We start from the raw sequence: 17,603 nt of genomic DNA on the forward strand, positions 1-17,603 counted from the left end.
CCCAGCCGGAGTGCTTCGAGTGGCCACCCTAAATAAGGTTGCACGAGACGTATCGTCTCGCGTAAGGTCCGGCGCATGACCGGTCGCGCCCACATCGCCATGTTCTCCATCGCCGCCCACGGCCACGTGAACCCGAGTCTGGAGGTGATCCGCGAGCTCGTGGCGCGCGGGCACCGGGTCACCTACGCCGTCCCGCCGGTCTTCGCGGACAAGGTCGCGGGCACCGGCGCCGAGGTGAAGCCCTGGAACACGACACTGCCCTCACCCGACGACGACCCCGATGCGTGGGGCGACACGCTGCTGGACAACGTGGAGCCGTTCCTCGACGACGCGATCCAGGCCCTGCCGCAGCTGATCGAGGCGTACGAGGGGGACGAGCCCGACCTCGTCCTGCACGACATCGCCTCCTACCCGGCCCGGGTCCTCGCCCACCGCTGGGGCGTCCCCGCTGTCTCCCTCTCGCCGGCCATGGTCGCCTGGGAGGGATACGAGGAGGAGGTTCTTCGGCCCCTGTGGGAGGAGCCGAAGAAGACCGAGCGGGGCCGCGCCTACTACGCCCGCTTCCACGCCTGGCTGGAGGAGAACGGGATCACGCGGCACCCCGACGACTTCGCGGGGCGCCCGGACCGCTCGATCGTCCTGCTGCCCAGGGCGCTCCAGCCGAACGCCGACCGCGTCGACGAGCGGGTGTACTCCTTCGTCGGCGCCTGCCAGGGCGACCGCGCCGCCGAGGGCGGCTGGCAGCGGCCCGCCGACGCAGGGAAGGTCGTGCTCGTCTCCCTCGGGTCGGCCTTCACCAAGCAGCCGGGCTTCTACCGCGAGTGCGTCGAGGCGTTCGGCGACCTGCCGGGCTGGCATCTGGTGCTCTGCGTCGGCAAGCACGTCGACCCGGCCGAGTTCGCGGACGTTTCCGGCAACGTCGAAGTGCGTTCCTGGGTACCGCAGTTGGCGATCCTGCGGCAGGCCGACCTGTTCGTCACCCACGCGGGTGCCGGCGGCAGTCAGGAGGGCCTGGCCACCGCCACTCCGATGATCGCCGTGCCGCAGGCCGTGGACCAGTTCGGCAACGCCGAGATGCTCCAGGGTCTCGGCGTGGCCCGGTACCTGCCCATGGAGGAGGCGACCGGCGCGAGTCTGCGCGAGGCGGGCCTCGCCCTGGTCGGGGATCGAGAGGTGGCCCGCCGGCTGAAGGAACTCCAGGAGCGGACGGCCCAGGAGGGCGGCACCGGGCGGGCGGCCGACCTGATCGAAGCCGAACTGGCCGCCCGCAAGCCCTGAGGCCGCGGTGCCGCGTCAGGTCGTCGTCACACCGCGACGGCCTGACGGGTGAGGGTCAGACGGGCGTTGTCGAGCGTGGCGTCCATCCGCGCCGACTGCCCCTTGGTGAACATGAACATCGCGGCGTCGTCGGTGTAGTCCATGTAGTTCATGAACATGTCGCCGTCCGGCCCGTTGCCGCACGTCACATGGGGGAAGGTGGGGGAACCGGCGTTCGCCCCCGCCTGGTTGGGGGTGTCCGCCACGAAGTCGCTGCCGCTGCACCCCTCGTCGTCGTCGCCCCAGATGTGCCGCAGGTTCAACCAGTGCCCGATCTCGTGCACGGCCGTGCGGCCACCGTCGAACGGCGCCGCGGCGGTGCCGGTGGTCCCGCACGCGCTGTGCGTGATCACCACGCCGTCCGTGGAGGCGGCACCGCCCGGGAACTGGGCGTAACCCAGCAGCCCGCGGCGCAACTGGCAGACCCACAGGTTCAGATAGATGTCCGCGGGCCAGGCGTCGTGGCCCCCGCTCAGGCTGAACTTGACCAGGTCGTCGGTGTCCCAGTCCGCGTTCGCGCTCCTGGTCCGCGTGATGCCGTCCGTGGGACGGCCCAGCGGGTCGGTCCGGGCGAGGTGGAACTGCAGACGTGCGTCGGCCACCAGGTCCTTCCAGACCTCGGGCACCTTGCTCACGTCCGGGTTCGCCGCCCGGAAGTCCCGGTTGAGCACGTCGATCTGACTGTGGATCTGGGCGTCGTTCACGTTCTGCTCGGGGGTGCTGTACACGACGTGCACCACGACGGGGATGTCGATCAGGCCCTGCCGGGCGGTGACCTGCTCCATCGACTCGTAGGCGAACGCGGTGTTCTCGATCAGGGCCCGGTTCTCGGCGTACTCCGGGTTCAGGGTGAGGAGTCTGCGGTGTACCTCCATGGCGCCGCACCAGCGGCTGTAGTCGGGCGAGGTGGCGCGAAGGAATGCCTGCGCATCGGACATGAGGTGTCCCGGGAGGGCGAGGGGGTGTGCCGCGCACGCGGCTGCGGAATGCGCGTTCTGACACGCGCCGCGAGGGCCGGGCGACGCCGGGGCGGAGCGGTCGGTTGCCCGTTCCCTCCGAACCCATACACTGATAATTCTAGTCACTTTGGCATAAGAGCGGCAATGCGGACGGCATGGAACGAGCGAGGTGGCCGGTATGCGAGAGCCTCCGACGGACCTGTTCCGCTCGTGGCTCCACTCCTACGAGGAGGACCACGAGGACGTGCGGGTCTACCGGCCGGACGACTTCCCCTTCCCGCCGGCGCGCGGACGCCGCGGCATGGAGTTCACCCCCGACGGCATCGTCGTCGACCACCCCCTGGGACGCGGTGACGCCCCGGACGCCGTGCCCGGCCGCTGGCAGTTGGTGTCGGACAGTCACCTCACCCTCACCTTCGGGGGCGCCCGCCCGGCCCGCGAGCTGGAGATCGTGCGCTGCGACGCGCGGGTGCTCCAGGTGCGGCGGCTGAACTGACGGGCGAGCGGAGGACGGACGAGCGGGCGGTGGCGGACGGACAGGACGTCGGCGGCCGGCCTGACCAGGGCGCGGCGGCCGGCCCGGCCGGGGCGTGCGCGAGGGCCCGTTGGTTGCGGAGGCAACCAACGGGCCCTCGCATGCCGCCCGCGGTGATCAGACCCTGAGGGGCTCGCCCTCGTCGTCCCGCGCCGCCGCCCCGGCGACCGCCTGGGGCGTCTCGTCGTGCGTGAGGTCCGGCAGCCGGTGCAGCCACTTCGGCAGGTACCAGTTGCGCTCGCCGAGCAGCGTCATCACCGCCGGCAGCAGCACACCCCGGATGATCGTCGCGTCGATGAGCACCGCGGCGGCGAGGCCGACGCCCATCTGCTTCATGGACTGCATCGACAGCGTCCCGAAGATCGCGAACACGGCGACCATGATCACCGCGGCACTGGTGACCACCCCGGCCGTGGTGACCACACCGTGCCGGATCGCGTCCTTCGTCGCCAGGCCCCGCAGCCGCGCCTCACGGATCCGCGAGACCACGAACACGTGGTAGTCCATCGACAGGCCGAACAGGATCACGAAGAGGAACAGCGGCAGCCAGGTGATGATCGCCCCGACACCCTCCGCACCCACCAGGGACGCGCCCCAGCCGTGCTGGAAGACGGCGACGAGAATGCCGTACGCGGCGCCCACCGACAGCAGGTTCAGCACGATCGAGGTGATCGCGATGGTCAGCGAGCGGAACGACAGCAGCATCAGAAGGAAGGCGAACACCACCACGAACGCGAACACCGGGACCACGGCACCGGCCAGTTGGTCGTTGAAGTCCTTCGACCCCGCCACCTGCCCGGTGATCGGCGCCTCGACCCCGTCGACCTTGCCGAGCGTGGCCGGACGCACCTCGTCGCGCAGCTTGTCCAGGCTCACCCCGGCCTTGTCCAGGTCGGAGCCGCCCACCAACGGCACATAGACGAACGCCACGTTCTGCGCGTCGTGCAGCTTGATCTCCACCGGGCCCCGGGAGGCACCCGAACTGATCGCCCGGTCACGGAAGTCGGCCAGTGCGGACTTCACCTCCGGCGCGTTGATGTCGCGTGCCTTCACGATCACCTCGGCCGGCTCGGAGCCGCCCGGGAAGGCGTCGTTGAGCCGGTTGTACGTCTCCACGATGGGCAGCGAGTCCCCGAACTCCTGGTCCAGGGTGAACTGCTGCGTCTTCATCCCGAGCGCGGGAGCCGTGATGGCCAGCAGCGCGCCGGCCGACACGGCCACGGCGATCACCGGCTTGGCCAGGACGCGCCGCAGCACGGCCGTCCAGAACCGGCTGTCCTGGCTGCCACCGCCCGGCTTGCGCCGGCGCAGGAACGGGATCCGGCCCTTCTCGACGCGCTCGCCCAGCAGCGACAGCAGCGCGGGCAGCACCGTCACGGAGCCCACCATCGCCACGGCCACCACCATCAGCGAGGCCAGGCCCATCGCCTCGAACTCGGCGAGACCGGTGAACAGCATGCCCGCCATCGCCACGCACACGGTGACACCCGAGACGACGATCGCCCGGCCGCTGGTCGCGGCGGCGATCCTCAGGGCCGTCTGCGCGTCCCGCCCGGCCTCGCGTTCCTCACGCTCGCGGCGCAGGTAGAACAGGCAGTAGTCGACGCCGACCGCCATGCCGACCAGCAGCATCACGGAGTTGGCGGTCTCGCTCATCGGCATGATGTGGCTGACCACGCCCATCAGGCCCATCGTCGCCATGATCGCGGTGAGCGCCAGCGCCACCGGCAGCAGCGCCGCGACCAGCGCGCCGAACGCGATCAGCAGGATGCCGAAGGCCACCGGCACCGCGGAGTACTCGGCCTTCTGGAAGTCGTTGCCGAACGCGTCGGAGAACGTCTTCATCATGCTGGCGCCGCCGATCTCCTCGATCCGCAGCGACGTGTGGTCCCGCTGGACCTTCTCGACGGCCTTCAGCACCGGCTCGACCCGCTCACCGGCGGTGTCCGGCTCGCCGCGCATGTCGAACTGCACCAGCGCGCTGCGGCCGTCCTTCGAGATCGTTTTCGTGTCGTACGGCGAGGTCACCTCGGCGACCCGGCCGGTCCCCTCCACGGCCCGCACGACGGCGTCGACGGCGTCCCGGAACTCGCGGTCGGTCGCCTTCAGGTCACCGCCCTTCGCCTGGATCAGCACGGTCTCACCGGCCGGCTCGTCGATCCCGGCGTCCTCGATGATCCGCGCGGCGGTGTGCGTCTCGCCCTTCAACTGGTCGCTGTCCTTGACGTCGACCCGGCCCGCCGCCGAACCGAGCCCCATCGCCAGAACGACGAACAGCACCCAGATGCCGACGGCGGCCCATCGGTGCCGGGCGCTCCAGCCGCCGGCCCGGGCGGCGAAACCCCGCACCCGTATGTCTCCGTTCCCCATGACGGGCCTGCCCCCTCGTGATGCGGTGGCGACCCCCTGCCGCCCCCTTCCGATACGAAGGTATGGGCCGGATAAGGCCATCTCGTCGTGCTGCCCGGTGAGGTGACGGGGCCGGACCTCATCCCCGCGGACCGAGCCCTCTCCCCACTGGGGAGGAGCCGCACGGAAGGTGGCCCCTTACACCTATCGGCGGACGGGCCGGGCCGCCCCGGGGTGTGTGGATCCTGAGCAGACGGTTGTGCCCCACAACGACCGGTGAGTAATTTACGGGCCCGGGCAGTCGCCCGGAGCGGCCGTCGTGCCCACCCCCACGGGGCACGACGGCCGCCTTATCGTGAGCGGATGACGACGACATACGCGGCCCTGCTGCGCGGAATCAACGTGGGCGGGAGCAGGAAGGTCCCCATGGCCGACCTGCGCGCGCTCCTGACGGACCTCGGTCTCGACGACGTCCGTACCCACCTCCAGAGCGGCCAGGCCGTGTTCGCCTCCGCCCACGGGGACGAGGAGACGCTGGCCGCGCAGATCGCGCGGGCCGTCGAGAAGCGCTTCGGCTTCCGGGTCGACCTGATCGTGCGCGACCACGCCTATCTGCGGGCGATCGCCGACGCCTGCCCGTTCCCGGCCGCCGACCTGGAGCCCAAGCAGCTCCACGTCACCTACTTCTCCGCGCCCGTCACCCCCGACCGCTTCGCGGAGATCGACCAAGAGGCCTACCTCCCCGAGGAGTTCCGCCTCGGCGACCGGGCGCTGTACCTGTACGCGCCGCAGGGCCTGGGCCGCTCCAAACTGGCCGAACACCTGTCGAAGCCGCGCCTCAACAAGGGCCTGATCGCCACGACCCGCAACTGGAACACCGTCGTCAAACTGGTGGAGATGACAGATGCCTGAGCACAACGCGGCCGTCGAGGCGGCGATGGAGGGCGAACTGGCCCTGCTCACCCCGGAGATCCGGCGTTCGCCCGAGCGGGCCGGGGCGCTGCTGCACCCCGACTTCCAGGAGTTCGGGGCCTCCGGCCGGCACTGGAGCCGCGCCGCGATCATCGCCTCGCTGGCCGCGACCACCGAGCCGGGAGCCCGGCCCGTCGCCGTCTCCGCCCTGCGCGGCGTGCAGCTCGCCCCGGACCTGGTCCACCTGACCTACGACACGGCGTACGACGGCAGCCGCGCCCACCGCAGTTCGCTGTGGCGGCGGACGGAGGGCCGTTGGCTGCTCTGGTTCCATCAAGCGACCCCGTTCGACGTCCGGGCGACGTGACGCCGCGGCTCCCCGTGCAGGGCGCGTAGGAGATCTCCAGCCGGCCCCTTCGTGTCGGGGCCGGCCCGTTCACCGTTCACCTGAACACCTGTGCCGCGCCCGCCGTACCTACGGACGGACGGCACGAGAACGGAGCATCGCGAGAGGCATCGCACGGCCACCGACAGGAGCCCGCAGTCATGAGCGACACGAACCTCGTCTACGCCTACGCGGTCCTGCGCCGCACCCCCGAGGCCGCGGCCGCCACCGCCCGCCTGCGCGGTGTGGCCGGGGAGCCGGTCCACCTGGTCGACCCGGCGATCACCGGCCCCGGCCTCGCCTTCGCCGTCGGCCGTGTCCCGCCCGCCGACTACGCCGACGCTCCCCTCCAGGCCCACCTCCACGACGTGGACTGGATGGAGTCCACGGTCCGCTCCCACCACGCCGTGGTGGCCGCCCTGGCCGCCTCGGGCGCCGCCGTGCTCCCCCTGCGCCTGGCCACCGTCTACCGCGACGAGGACACCGCCCGGCAGGCCCTGGACACCCGCCGCGCCTACTTCCTCTCCCTGCTCGACCGCCTCACCGGCTCCGTCGAACTCGGCGTCAAGCTCTACGCCGCTGCGGACATCACCCCGCCCGGGGCCGACACGGAGCCCGCGCAGGACCCCCTGACGGGCCTCGGCGTCGGACGCGCCTACCAGGTCATCCGCCGCCGCAGACAGCGCAGGAACGAGGAGGCCTGGCGCACCGTCGCCCTGGCCGCGGCCCGCCTCACGGAAACGGCCGACGCCCTCGCCGTCGACCGCGTCGCCCACACCCTCGAACGCGGCAGCCCGGCGGGCCCGGTCCCGGGCACCAACATCGCCAACGCCGCCTACCTCGTCCCGAAGGACCGTGTCGCGGCGTTCCGCACGGGCGTTCTCGCGGCGGCCCGGGGCGTCCCCGGCCTCCGCGTGGACATCAGCGGCCCGTGGGCCCCCTACTCCTTCGCGCTCCAGCCGCAACCGCACGAGGAGACGGCGGCCTGACCGTCAGGCGCTCACAGCCGCCGGCAGCGGCACCCGCGCCGCCTCGTAGCGCTCCAGCACCACCCGCGCCACCTCCGGCGCCGCCCCCAGCACGTCCGCCAGGACGTCCGCGTCCGCCGCGCCTCGGGCGATGCGGTCCGGGAGGAAGCCGGGGGCCAGGACGTACGGGGCGACGGCGACGCGGGAGCAGCCCAGGGCGCGCAGTTCGCGTACGGCGTCCTCGGTGCGGGGAAACCCCGCGGGAGAACCGGCGGAGGCGAACGCAGGCCGCACGGCGCACCAACCGGTGTGCCGCCACTCCCGCGCGATGTCTGCGATCACTGCGATCGCCTCCGGGTCGGTGGACCCCGCCGAGGCCAGGACGACCCCGGTCGAGGACTTGTCGGCGGGGGTCAGACCCGCCTCGTGCAGGCGGCGCTCCAGGGCGGCCGTGAGCAGGGGGGACGGGCCGAGGACGTCCGCCTGGTGGATGCGCAGCCGCGGGGGCGCGTCGGCGAGGACCGCGGGGATGTCGGCCTTCGCGTGGAACGCCCGGGTGAGGAGCAGGGGCAGCGCGACGACATCGCGCACGCCCTGCACCGCGAGGGACTCCAGGACCCCCTGCACCGAGGGGACGTTGAAGTCCAGGAAGCCCGTCTCCACCCGCACGTCGGGGCGCGTCGCGCGCACCCGGCGCACCAGGGCGTGCACCGTCGCGGCATGGCGCGGGTCGCGGCTGCCGTGGGCGATGACGAGGAGGACGGGCTTGTTGTTCATGGGCGTCAGCTCTTCACCAGCAGGCCGCGGCTGCGCAGCACCCACCGCTCCAGCGGGCTGAAGATCAGCAGGTCGATGGCGATGCCGACGATCAGGATGAGCAGGATGGCCTCGAAGACCATGGCCATGTCGCTGGCGTTGCGGCCGTTCTCCAGCAACTGGCCGAGGCCGACGCCGAGGTCGGGGAAGGACGCGATGATCTCGGCGGCCATCAGCGAGCGCCAGGAGAAGGCCCAGCCCTGCTTCAGGCCCGCCACATAGCCGGGCAGGGCGGCCGGAAGGACGATGTGCCAGGTGCCCTTCAGGCCGGTGGCGCCGAGCGTGCGGCCCGCCCGCAGGAACAGCGGCGGCACCTGGTCGACACCGGAGACCAGGCCGTTGGCGATCGACGGGACCGCGCCGAGCAGGATCACCGCGTACATCATCGAGTTGTTCAGGCCCAGCCAGATCACCGCCGGGGGCACCCAGGCGACCGACGGCAGGGACTGCAGGCCCGACAGGATCGGGCCGATCGCGGCGCGGATGAACTTCACCCGGGCGACGATCAGACCCAGCGGCGTGCCGATCACGAGGGCGAGGCAGAAGCCGAGCAGACCGCGCGAGACGCTGGTCCAGATGTAGTCGAGCAACTCGCCCCGCAGCCACGCCGTCCGGACCACGTCCCACACCGCGGACGGAGCGGGCAGCTTGGTCGGGTCGTCGACGACCTTGAAAGACACGAGCGCCTGCCAGACGGCCAGCACCAGCGCGACGGCGAGAACGGGCGGCAGGATCTTCTCGACGAGGGTTTGCCGCAGCGGCGTACGGAGCGTCTGCCGCGACTCCAGCGCGTCGAGCCCCGCCTCCAGACCGGCGAGATCGCTGCCGTCCTTGGCGGCGGTCGTCGAATCAGTGCTGGCCATGACGGCGGATCTCCCCACGCAGTTCTTCGGTGATCTCTACGGACAGCTCCGCCACGGCGGTGTCCTCGATGCGGCGCGGATGCGCGATGTCCACCCGCCATTCGCGGGCGATGCGGCCCGGGCGGGAGGACAGCAGCACCACGCGCTGCGCGAGCCGGACCGCCTCGCGCACGTTGTGCGTGACGAACAGGACGGACACCTGCGTCTCGCGCCAGATCCGGGTCAGCTCGTCGTGCAGCACGTCCCGGGTGATGGCGTCGAGCGCCGCGAACGGCTCGTCCATCAGCAGCAGCTTGCTCTCCTGGGCGAGGGCCCGTGCCAGCGCGACACGCTGGCGCATACCGCCCGACAGCTCGTGCACCCGCTTGCCGTAGGCGCCCTTGAGCCGCACCAGTTCGAGCAGTTCCTCGGCGCGCTCGCGGCGCTCGGGCTTGGGCACGCCCCGCAGTTTCAGGGCGAGCTCGATGTTCTTGCCGGCGGTCAGCCACGGGAACAGCGCGTGCTCCTGGAACATCAGCGCGGGCCGGCCGTCCGTGGCGATCTCACCGGCGGTGGGCCGGTCCAGGCCCGCCACCAGGTTGAGCAGGGTGGACTTTCCGCAGCCCGAGGCCCCCAGGAGGGTGACGAACTCTCCGGGCGCGACATCGAGGGTGATGTCGTCCAGGACGAGCTGCTGCCCGGCGGGCCCTGCGAACGACTTCGACACGTGTGCGATCCGGGCGGCGTGCGTGGCAGCCTCGGTGCCGTCTGCGGCCTTGGCGAGGGTCGTGGCCATGGTCGTCACCTCCTGGGAACTCTTCATGCGGCTTCGGGATGCGGGCTTACTTCACGCCGAGACCGGCGTCGTCGACCGCGGGCTCGCCCTCGGCCTTGAGGACCTTGTTCAGCGGCGCGAGGTCGTAGATGCCCTTCAGGTCCGGCTTCTCGAGCAGCCCGGCCTTGACCGCGTGCTCCGCCTCGGTGTTGAGGGTGGAGGCCAGCGGGTCGTCGGTGAACCGGATCGACTTCCATGCCGGGTCCAGCACGTCGGCGGGCAGCGCCTTGCCGGAGTCCTGCTCCAGCCGCTTGTTCGCCGCCTGCTTCGCCGCGTCCGGGTTGGCGTTGATCCACTTGTTGGTCTCGACGGAGGCCTTGAGCACGGCCTCGACGACCTTCGGGTGCTCCTTCAGGAAGTCCTGGCGCACGATGATGTTCGTGATCACGAACTTCTTGTCCGGCCACAGCGTCGACTCGTCGAGCAGCACCTTGCCGCCCTCGGCGACCAGCTTCGACGCGGTCGGCTCAGGCACCCAGGCGCCGTCGATGGAACCCGACTTGAAGGCGTCAGGGGTGACCTTGTTGTCGCTGCGGACGACCGTGACGTCGCCCTTGCCGCTCTGCGGGTCGACCTTCCAGCCCTGCTCCGCGGCCCAGTTGAGGAAGGCCACGTCCTGCGTGTTGCCCAGCTGCGGGGTCGCGATCCGCTTGCCCTTGACGCCCTTCAGCGACTTGACCTTGTCCGGGTTCACCACGAGCTTCACGCCGCCGGACGCCGAACCGCCGATGATGCGCAGGTTCTTGCCGTTCGACTTCACGTAGCCGTTGATCGCAGGGGACGGGCCGATCCAGCCGATGTCGATGGACTTGGAGTTCAGCGCCTCGATCTCCGAGGGGCCGGCGTTGAAGATGGCCGGCTCGACCTTGGTGGCGCCCAGGGCCTTCTGGAAGATGCCCTGCTGGAAGCCCACCAGCGCGGTGCCGTGGGTGAGGTTGCCGAAGTAGCCGATCTTGACGGTGTCGAGACCGTCGATCTTCTTCGCCCCGGCGGCGACCTTGGCGGCGCCGTCGTCCTCGGCCTGGGAGCCGTAGCCGCAGGCGGCCAGAGTGAGCAGGGGAAGCGTGGCGATGACCGCGAGACTGCGGCGAAGAGCGGATGAAGCAGGCACGGGAGGTGGTCCTCTCGGAGGCCCGGCGGTCACGGTCTTTCAGGTCGTGGCCGGGAGGTCGGCAGGTTTTCGTCTACGGCGGTGGGGGGTGAGGGCGCGCAAGCGGTGCGCGTACGTCAGCGCACACATCGCGCCACTCCGCCCTGCCCGCTGCCGAGAGCACCGCTGCCGACGCGGCCGCCCTCCTTGGCGAACATCGAGTAGAAATCGGGGGAGTTCATGTCAGAAGTCCCACCCGTCGTCGTCGGACCCGTCCTTGACCGGCTCCGGCGCCGCGAAGGACTCGCCGACCATGCCGGCGGTGAGGGTGGTGCCGTCGTTCGGGTCGATCAGGATGAACGAGCCGGTCCGGCGCGAGTCGGCGTAGGAGTCGACCGGCAGCGGCTCGGCGGTTCGGATCTTCACCCGGCCGATGTCGTTGGCGATGAGCTGTCCCGGATGCGGGTGCAGGGACAGGTCGTCCAGCGTGAGGCGGGACGGGATGTCCTTGACGATCGCCTTGACGGTGCGGGTGCCGTGCTTGAGCAGCACCCGGTGCCCGACGGTCAGCGGGGCGTCGGCGACATGGCAGACGGTCGCCTCGATGTCCTGGGTGGTCGCGGGCGCGTCCTTGCTGGGCACGATCAGGTCGCCGCGGGAGATGTCGATGTCGTCCTCCAGCAGGAGGGTCACCGACTGCGTCGTCCAGGCCACGTCCACCGGCTCGCCCAGCAGGTCGATGCCGGAGATCCTCGAGGCGCGGCCCGACGGCAGCACCGTGACGGACTCGCCGACGCGGAAGGAACCGGCGGCGATCTGACCGGCGTAGCCCCGGTAGTCCGGGTGGTCCGCGCTCTGCGGCCGGATCACGTACTGCACGGGCAGCCGGGCGTGGCAGTGGCTCAGGTCGTGGCTGACCGGCACCGTCTCCAGGTGCTCCAGCACGGTCGGGCCGCCGTACCAGTCCATGTGGGAGGAGACGTCCACGACGTTGTCGCCGACGAGCGCCGAGATCGGGATCGCGGTGACCTCGGGGACGCCCAGCTCGGTCGCGTACGCCGTGAACTCCTCGGCGATGGCGGCGAACACCTTCTCCTCGTAGCCGACGAGGTCCATCTTGTTCACGGCGAGGACGACGTGCGGGACGCGCAGCAGGGCGGCGATCGCGGCGTGCCGGCGGGTCTGCTCGACGACGCCGTTGCGCGCGTCGACCAGGATCACCGTCAGCTCGGCGGTGGAGGCGCCGGTCACCATGTTGCGCGTGTACTGCACATGGCCCGGGGTGTCGGCGAGGATGAACCGCCGCCGGGGTGTGGCGAAGTAGCGGTACGCCACGTCGATGGTGATGCCCTGCTCCCGCTCGGCCCGCAGGCCGTCCGTGAGCAGCGCGAGGTCCGGGGCCTCCTGGCCGCGGCTGGCGGAGACGCGCTCCACGGCCTCCAGCTGGTCGGTGAGGACCGACTTGGAGTCGTGCAGCAGCCGCCCGACGAGGGTGGACTTGCCGTCGTCGACGGAACCGGCGGTGGCGAACCGCAGGAGGGTGGTCTCCGCGAGTTCCTCGGTGGTGATGGTGCTCATCTCTAGAAGTACCCCTCGCGCTTGCGGTCTTCCATCGCGGCCTCGGACATCTTGTCGTCGGCGCGGGTGGCACCGCGCTCGGTGAGCCGGGAGGCGGCGATCTCCACGATCACCTTCTCGATGGTGTCGGCGTCGGAGTCCACCGCGCCGGTGCAGGACATGTCACCCACGGTCCGGTAGCGCACCAGCCGCTTCTCGACCCTCTCGCCGTCCTTCGGCCCGCCCCACTCGCCGGCGGTCAGCCACATGCCGCTGCGGGAGAACACCTCGCGCTCGTGCGCGTAGTAGATCTCCGGCAGCTCGATGCCCTCCCGGGCGATGTACTGCCACACGTCCAGCTCGGTCCAGTTGGACAGCGGGAACACCCGGACGTGCTCGCCCGGCGCGTGGCGGCCGTTGTACAGGTTCCACAGCTCGGGGCGCTGGCGGCGCGGGTCCCACTGGGAGAACTCGTCGCGCAGCGAGAACACCCGCTCCTTGGCCCGGGCCTTCTCCTCGTCGCGGCGGCCGCCGCCGAAGACCGCGTCGAACTTCTCCGCCTGGATCTTCTCGGTCAGCGGCAGCGTCTGGAGCGGGTTGCGGGTGCCGTCCGGGCGTTCCTTGAGCACACCGCGGTCGATGTAGTCCTGCACCGAGGCCACGTGCAGCCGCAGCCCGTGCTTGGCCACCGTGCGGTCGCGGTAGTCGAGGACCTCGGGGAAGTTGTGCCCGGTGTCCACGTGCAGCAGCGAGAACGGCACCGTCGCCGGCCGGAAGGCCTTCAGCGCCAGGTGCAGCATGACGATGGAGTCCTTGCCGCCGGAGAAGAGGATCACCGGCCGCTCGAACTCGCCCGCCACCTCGCGGAAGATGTGCACCGCCTCGGACTCGAGGGCGTCGAGGTGGGAGAGCGCGTAGGGGCTTTCCGTCCCCTCGGAAACGGTGGCGACGGTCGTCGTCATGCCAGTCCCCTTTCGCTGAGCAGGGCGTACACGGAAGCGGCGGACTCCCGCACGGTCTGGTTCTGCGACTCGATGCGCAGATCGGGCGACTCGGGCGCCTCGTACGGGTCGTCGACCCCGGTGAGCCCGGTGAGCTCGCCCGCGGCCTGCTTGGCGTACAGGCCCTTCACGTCCCGCTCGCTGCACACCTCGACCGGCGTGGCCACATGCACCTCGACATAGGCGGTGCCGTTCGCCTGGTGGCGCTTGCGGACCGCGTCCCGGCTGTCCTGGTACGGCGCGATGACCGGGACGAGGGCCAGCACGCCGTTGCGGGCGAGCAGTTCGGCGACGAAGCCGATGCGCTGCACGTTGGTGTGCCGGTCCTCGCGGCTGAAGCCGAGGCCCGCCGAGATGAACTCGCGGATCTCGTCGCCGTCGAGCACCTCGACCCGCCGGCCCTCCTCGCGGAGCCGGCCGGCCAGTTCGTAGGCGATCGTGGTCTTGCCGGCGCTCGGCAGACCCGTGAGCCAGACGGTGGCTCCGGTCGTCACGTCACTCTCCTGAATCGTCGTCGTCATCCGTGCAGCCCGCACTCGGTCTTGCTGCGGCCGGCCCAGCGGCCGGCGCGCGCGTCCTCGCCCTGAAGGACCCGGCGGGTGCAGGGGGCGCAGCCGACGGAGGCGTAGCCGTCCATCAGCAGCGGGTTGGTCAGAACACCGTGCTCGGTGACGTACGCGTCCACGTCGTCCTGCGTCCAGCGGGCGATCGGGGAGATCTTGACCTTCTGCCGCTTGTCGTCCCAGCCGACCACCGGGGTGTTCGCCCGGGTCGGGGACTCGTCGCGGCGCAGACCGGTCGCCCAGGCCTGGTAGTCCTTCAGGCCCTGCTCCAGCGGCTGCACCTTGCGCAGCTTGCAGCACAGGTCCGGGTCGCGGTCGTGCAGCTTCGGGCCGTGCTGGGCGTCCTGCTCGGCGACCGTCTGAACGGGGGTGAGCGTGATGAGGTTGACGTCCATCACGGCCTCGACCGCGTCGCGGGTGCCGATGGTCTCCTCGAAGTGGTAGCCGGTGTCGAGGAAGACCACGTCGACGCCGGGCATGGCGCGGGCGGCGAGATGGGCGACCACCGCGTCCTCCATCGAGGAGGTCACGCAGAAGCGCTTGCCGAACGTCTTCGCCGCCCACTGGAGGATCTCCAGCGCGGAGGCGTCCTCCAGATCGCGGCCCGCCTGCTCGGCGAGCCGCTTGAGATCCTCGGCGGTGCGTTCTTCCTGAACGGTCGTCATATCTGTGCCCCTCCGGAATCGGATCGCTTCAGCCCCTGGGCCAGCAGCCCGAGGAACTTCAGCTGAAAGGCTCGACTGCACGCCGCGCATTCCCACGCGCCGTGCCCCTCCTCGCTGGGGCGCAGGTCCTCGTCCCCGCAGTAGGGGCAGTGGAACGGGGCCATCCGCTCGCTCACGACAGGGCCTCCTCGTCGGCCCGGGCCGCCCAGGCGGCGAACCGCTCGCCGTCCTCGCGCTCGGCCTGGAACCGCTTCAGGACGCGCTCGATGTAGTCGGGCAGCTCGTCGGAGGTGACCTTCAGACCGCGCACCTTGCGGCCGAAGCCGGCCTCCAGGCCCAGGGCACCGCCCAGGTGGACCTGGTAGCCCTCGACCTGCTCGCCCTCGTCGTTCAGCATGAGCTGGCCCTTGAGACCGATGTCCGCGACCTGGATACGGGCGCAGGCGTTCGGGCAGCCGTTGAGGTTGATGGTGAGCGGCTCGTCGAACTCCGGCAGGCGGCGCTCCAGTTCGTCGATCAGCTGCGCACCGCGCTGCTTGGTCTCGACGATGGCCAGCTTGCAGAACTCGATGCCGGTGCAGGCCATGGTGCCGCGCCGGAACGAGGACGGGCGGGCGGTCAGGTCGAGCGCCTCCAGGGCCTCGACGAGCGAGTCGACCTTGTCCTCATGCACGTCGAGGACGATCATCTTCTGCTCGACGGTGGTACGCACCCGGCCCGAGCCGTGGGCCTCGGCGAGGTCGGCGATCTTCGTGAGCGTCGCGCCGTCGACGCGTCCGACGCGCGGGGCGAAGCCGACGTAGAAGCGGCCGTCCTTCTGCCGGTGCACACCGATGTGGTCGCGCCACTGGCTGGACGGCTGCTCGGGGGCCGGGCCGTCGGTGAGCTTGCGCTTGAGGTACTCGTCCTCCAGGACCTGCCGGAACTTCTCCGGACCCCAGTCGGCGACGAGGAACTTCAGGCGGGCGCGGTTGCGCAGCCGGCGGTAGCCGTAGTCGCGGAAGATCGAGATGACGCCCTCGTAGACGTCCGGCACGTCGTCGATCGACACCCAGGTGCCCAGGCGCACGCCCAGCTTGGGGTTGGTGGACAGGCCGCCGCCGACCCACACGTCGAAGCCGGGGCCGTGCTCGGGGTGCCGCACACCGACGAACGCGACGTCGTTGATCTCGTGCACCACGTCCAGCAGCGGCGAACCCGAGATGGCGGTCTTGAACTTCCGCGGGAGGTTCGAGTACGCCGGGTTGTTCAGGACGCGGCGCTTCATCTCCTCCAGCGCCGGGGTGGCGTCGATGATCTCGTCCTCGGCGATGCCCGCCACCGGCGAGCCGATCATCACACGCGGGGTGTCGCCGCAGGCGGTGACCGTGGACAGGCCCACGCCCTCCAGCCGGTTCCAGATCTCGGGCACGTCCTCGATGCGGATCCAGTGGTACTGGACGTTCTGCCGGTCCGTGATGTCGGCGGTGCCGCGCGCGAACTCCTGCGAGATCTCGCCGATGACCCGCAGCTGCCGGGTGGTCAGCGCCCCGCCGTCGATGCGGACGCGCAGCATGAAGTACGAGTCGTCCAGCTCCTCCGGCTCCAGTACGGCCGTCTTGCCGCCGTCGATGCCGGGCTTGCGCTGGGTGTACAGCCCCCACCAGCGCATGCGGCCGCGCAGGTCGTTGGGGTCGATCGAGTCGAAGCCCCGCTTGGAGTAGATCGTCTCAATGCGTGTCCGCACATTGAGACCGTCGTCGTCCTTCTTGAACTGCTCGTTGCCGTTCAGTGGGGTGTGGTGCCCCACGGCCCACTGGCCCTCACCGCGGTGACGGCTCACCTTGCGGCGGGGAGTCGCGGCGGCAGGCTTCTGCGGGGTGGCGGCCATGGTTGATACGTCCTTCGGGACAGGCGAAAATGCGGCTCTGACCTGCGCATGCGGGCGCATGGGCATAGGGCGCGTCATTGCGCGGGTGTGAGGCAGGAAGGGAAGATGCCGGGCGTGGGCTGAGTACGCTCAGTGCGCCGGACAGATGGCGCTGGACATGCGGCCGAGGTCGACGTGCCGCCGACTCACCAAGGCAATTCCAGTTCCGGACATGACGGAAGCGTGTCACGGCGATCTGGACACAGTCCAGCTTCGTCCAAGATGCGGACACCCTTGTCTCGCACAGCAAGACAAGGGTGTCCTTGGTCACATCGGGCACCGCTCAGGTGCCCGTCCAGGTCAGCCGGGGAAGGCCCCAGGCCACGGCCCCGGAGCCGCGACCTCCGCCTCCTGTTCGACCTTGGTGTCGAACAGGGTGAAGCCCCGCCGCCGGTAGTTGTCCATCGCGTGCGCGCCGTCCTTGCTGCACGTGTGCAGCCAGACCCGCTTCGTGGGCGCCAGTCCCGCCCAGCGGTCCGCGACATCCCAGGCCCGGGCCGTGCCGTACGACAGCAGGTGCCCGCCGATGCGCCGGCCCCGGAAGGCCGGGAGCAGCCCGAAGTAGACGATCTCCACGACCGCGTCGTCCTGCGCCTCCAGCTCCACGTACCCCGCGGGCGTGCCCCGGTCGTAAGCCACCCACGTCTCCACCCCGGGCCGCTCCAGGTGTTCCACCCACCGCGCGTACGACCAGCCGAGCCGGTCCGTCCAGCGGATGTCGCCGCCCACCGACGCGTACAGGAACCGGCTGAACTCGGGCGAGGCGACCTCGGAGCGGACGACCCGGACGTCCCCCTCCGGCACGGGGGCAGGCACCAGGTCGGTCGGGGCAGTCTGCTCCAGGGACCACGTGGTCACGGCGATGCTGGTCATGCGGGCCAGAAAACCATCCGACCCACA

At 70.7% G+C, this 17,603-nt stretch carries 18 protein-coding genes and 1 pseudogene; 5 read left to right on the top strand and 14 right to left on the bottom strand.

Annotated elements, in window-relative coordinates:
* Positions 1–32 precede the first annotated feature (32 nt).
* Positions 33–1,278 (top strand): annotated as a pseudogene (mgt, locus tag AC0665_RS22185) (macrolide-inactivating glycosyltransferase).
* A 26-nt stretch (positions 1,279–1,304) separates the two neighbouring features.
* On the opposite strand, the gene AC0665_RS22190 reads toward mgt, so the two are convergent.
* Positions 1,305–2,255 (bottom strand): zinc metalloprotease, encoded by a 951-nt coding sequence (locus AC0665_RS22190; protein ID WP_468403061.1) that lies wholly within the window; start codon positions 2,253–2,255, stop codon positions 1,305–1,307.
* 199 nt (positions 2,256–2,454) lie between these two features.
* On the opposite strand from AC0665_RS22190, the gene AC0665_RS22195 reads away from it, so the two are divergent.
* Positions 2,455–2,772, top strand: a complete 318-nt coding sequence (locus AC0665_RS22195) for a hypothetical protein (RefSeq protein ID WP_478705638.1) — start codon at positions 2,455–2,457, stop codon at positions 2,770–2,772.
* Positions 2,773–2,928: 156 nt separating this feature from the next.
* On the opposite strand, the gene AC0665_RS22200 is transcribed toward AC0665_RS22195, so the two are convergent.
* Positions 2,929–5,181: an MMPL family transporter gene (locus AC0665_RS22200; RefSeq protein WP_468403065.1), complete on the bottom strand. Its 2,253-nt coding sequence runs from the start codon at positions 5,179–5,181 to the stop codon at positions 2,929–2,931.
* Between the two features lie 342 nt (positions 5,182–5,523).
* Here AC0665_RS22200 and AC0665_RS22205 point away from each other — a divergent pair, with 342 nt between their 5' ends.
* The 3 genes from AC0665_RS22205 (at position 5,524) to AC0665_RS22215 (ending at position 7,446) form a co-directional block, all read left to right on the top strand.
* On the top strand, positions 5,524–6,072 hold the full coding sequence (locus AC0665_RS22205; RefSeq protein ID WP_478510352.1) for a DUF1697 domain-containing protein: 549 nt from the start codon (positions 5,524–5,526) through the stop codon (positions 6,070–6,072).
* On the top strand, positions 6,065–6,439 hold the full coding sequence (locus AC0665_RS22210) for a nuclear transport factor 2 family protein (RefSeq protein ID WP_468403069.1): 375 nt from the start codon (positions 6,065–6,067) through the stop codon (positions 6,437–6,439). The genes AC0665_RS22205 and AC0665_RS22210 overlap by 8 nt, the downstream gene beginning before the upstream one ends.
* Positions 6,440–6,618: 179 nt before the next feature.
* Positions 6,619–7,446 carry a GvpL/GvpF family gas vesicle protein gene (locus AC0665_RS22215; RefSeq protein WP_478705639.1) on the top strand — a complete coding sequence of 276 codons (828 nt, stop codon included), beginning with the start codon at positions 6,619–6,621 and terminating at the stop codon, positions 7,444–7,446.
* A 3-nt stretch (positions 7,447–7,449) separates the two neighbouring features.
* On the opposite strand, the gene AC0665_RS22220 is transcribed toward AC0665_RS22215, so the two are convergent.
* The 12 genes from AC0665_RS22220 to AC0665_RS22275 form a co-directional block, all read right to left on the bottom strand.
* Entirely contained in the window at positions 7,450–8,202 is a 753-nt protein-coding gene (locus AC0665_RS22220; protein WP_478603959.1) for a sirohydrochlorin chelatase, read from the bottom strand.
* Positions 8,203–8,207: 5 nt separating this feature from the next.
* Positions 8,208–9,104 carry an ABC transporter permease gene (locus tag AC0665_RS22225; RefSeq protein WP_478510350.1) on the bottom strand — a complete coding sequence of 299 codons (897 nt, stop codon included), beginning with the start codon at positions 9,102–9,104 and terminating at the stop codon, positions 8,208–8,210.
* Positions 9,091–9,879 (bottom strand): ABC transporter ATP-binding protein, encoded by a 789-nt coding sequence (locus tag AC0665_RS22230; RefSeq protein ID WP_363119208.1) that lies wholly within the window; start codon positions 9,877–9,879, stop codon positions 9,091–9,093. The genes AC0665_RS22225 and AC0665_RS22230 overlap by 14 nt, the downstream gene beginning before the upstream one ends.
* Before the next feature lie 46 nt (positions 9,880–9,925).
* Positions 9,926–11,029, bottom strand: coding sequence for an ABC transporter substrate-binding protein (locus AC0665_RS22235; protein WP_478705640.1), 1,104 nt, complete (start codon positions 11,027–11,029; stop codon positions 9,926–9,928).
* Between the two features lie 222 nt (positions 11,030–11,251).
* Positions 11,252–12,586: a sulfate adenylyltransferase subunit 1 gene (locus tag AC0665_RS22240; RefSeq protein ID WP_468403079.1), complete on the bottom strand. Its 1,335-nt coding sequence runs from the start codon at positions 12,584–12,586 to the stop codon at positions 11,252–11,254.
* Positions 12,587–12,588: 2 nt separating this feature from the next.
* Positions 12,589–13,527 carry a sulfate adenylyltransferase subunit CysD gene (cysD, locus tag AC0665_RS22245; RefSeq protein WP_468403081.1) on the bottom strand — a complete coding sequence of 313 codons (939 nt, stop codon included), beginning with the start codon at positions 13,525–13,527 and terminating at the stop codon, positions 12,589–12,591.
* Entirely contained in the window at positions 13,524–14,060 is a 537-nt protein-coding gene (gene cysC / locus AC0665_RS22250; RefSeq protein WP_363119057.1) for an adenylyl-sulfate kinase, read from the bottom strand. Before cysC ends, cysD begins: the two co-directional genes overlap by 4 nt.
* 23 nt (positions 14,061–14,083) lie before the next feature.
* Positions 14,084–14,794, bottom strand: a complete 711-nt coding sequence (locus AC0665_RS22255) for a phosphoadenylyl-sulfate reductase (RefSeq protein ID WP_478705641.1) — start codon at positions 14,792–14,794, stop codon at positions 14,084–14,086.
* Positions 14,791–14,970, bottom strand: a complete 180-nt coding sequence (locus AC0665_RS22260) for a hypothetical protein (protein ID WP_363119059.1) — start codon at positions 14,968–14,970, stop codon at positions 14,791–14,793. Before AC0665_RS22260 ends, AC0665_RS22255 begins: the two co-directional genes overlap by 4 nt.
* On the bottom strand, positions 14,967–16,664 hold the full coding sequence (locus AC0665_RS22265; RefSeq protein WP_468403085.1) for a nitrite/sulfite reductase: 1,698 nt from the start codon (positions 16,662–16,664) through the stop codon (positions 14,967–14,969). The genes AC0665_RS22260 and AC0665_RS22265 overlap by 4 nt, the downstream gene beginning before the upstream one ends.
* 129 nt (positions 16,665–16,793) lie before the next feature.
* Positions 16,794–16,877: a putative leader peptide gene (locus AC0665_RS22270; RefSeq protein WP_311241247.1), complete on the bottom strand. Its 84-nt coding sequence runs from the start codon at positions 16,875–16,877 to the stop codon at positions 16,794–16,796.
* A 126-nt stretch (positions 16,878–17,003) separates the two neighbouring features.
* Complete coding sequence (locus AC0665_RS22275; protein WP_478705642.1) at positions 17,004–17,576, bottom strand: GNAT family N-acetyltransferase; 573 nt, start codon at positions 17,574–17,576, stop codon at positions 17,004–17,006.
* Positions 17,577–17,603: the final 27 nt, after the last annotated feature.

This window comes from Streptomyces sp. NPDC043685 (genome assembly GCF_056436585.1).

Excerpts from the sequence above, each read along its gene's own strand:
- AC0665_RS22190 (WP_468403061.1), bottom strand. The coding sequence starts at position 2,255 with ATGTCCGATGCGCAGGCATTCCTTCGCGCCACCTCGCCCGACTACAGC.
- AC0665_RS22195 (WP_478705638.1), top strand. The coding sequence starts at position 2,455 with ATGCGAGAGCCTCCGACGGACCTGTTCCGCTCGTGGCTCCACTCCTAC.
- AC0665_RS22200 (WP_468403065.1), bottom strand. The coding sequence starts at position 5,181 with ATGGGGAACGGAGACATACGGGTGCGGGGTTTCGCCGCCCGGGCCGGC.
- AC0665_RS22205 (WP_478510352.1), top strand. The coding sequence starts at position 5,524 with ATGACGACGACATACGCGGCCCTGCTGCGCGGAATCAACGTGGGCGGG.
- AC0665_RS22210 (WP_468403069.1), top strand. The coding sequence starts at position 6,065 with ATGCCTGAGCACAACGCGGCCGTCGAGGCGGCGATGGAGGGCGAACTG.
- AC0665_RS22215 (WP_478705639.1), top strand. The coding sequence starts at position 6,619 with ATGAGCGACACGAACCTCGTCTACGCCTACGCGGTCCTGCGCCGCACC.
- AC0665_RS22220 (WP_478603959.1), bottom strand. The coding sequence starts at position 8,202 with ATGAACAACAAGCCCGTCCTCCTCGTCATCGCCCACGGCAGCCGCGAC.
- AC0665_RS22225 (WP_478510350.1), bottom strand. The coding sequence starts at position 9,104 with ATGGCCAGCACTGATTCGACGACCGCCGCCAAGGACGGCAGCGATCTC.
- AC0665_RS22230 (WP_363119208.1), bottom strand. The coding sequence starts at position 9,879 with ATGGCCACGACCCTCGCCAAGGCCGCAGACGGCACCGAGGCTGCCACG.
- AC0665_RS22240 (WP_468403079.1), bottom strand. The coding sequence starts at position 12,586 with ATGAGCACCATCACCACCGAGGAACTCGCGGAGACCACCCTCCTGCGG.
- cysD (WP_468403081.1), bottom strand. The coding sequence starts at position 13,527 with ATGACGACGACCGTCGCCACCGTTTCCGAGGGGACGGAAAGCCCCTAC.
- AC0665_RS22255 (WP_478705641.1), bottom strand. The coding sequence starts at position 14,794 with ATGACGACCGTTCAGGAAGAACGCACCGCCGAGGATCTCAAGCGGCTC.
- AC0665_RS22265 (WP_468403085.1), bottom strand. The coding sequence starts at position 16,664 with ATGGCCGCCACCCCGCAGAAGCCTGCCGCCGCGACTCCCCGCCGCAAG.
- AC0665_RS22270 (WP_311241247.1), bottom strand. The coding sequence starts at position 16,877 with ATGTCCGGAACTGGAATTGCCTTGGTGAGTCGGCGGCACGTCGACCTC.
- AC0665_RS22275 (WP_478705642.1), bottom strand. The coding sequence starts at position 17,576 with ATGACCAGCATCGCCGTGACCACGTGGTCCCTGGAGCAGACTGCCCCG.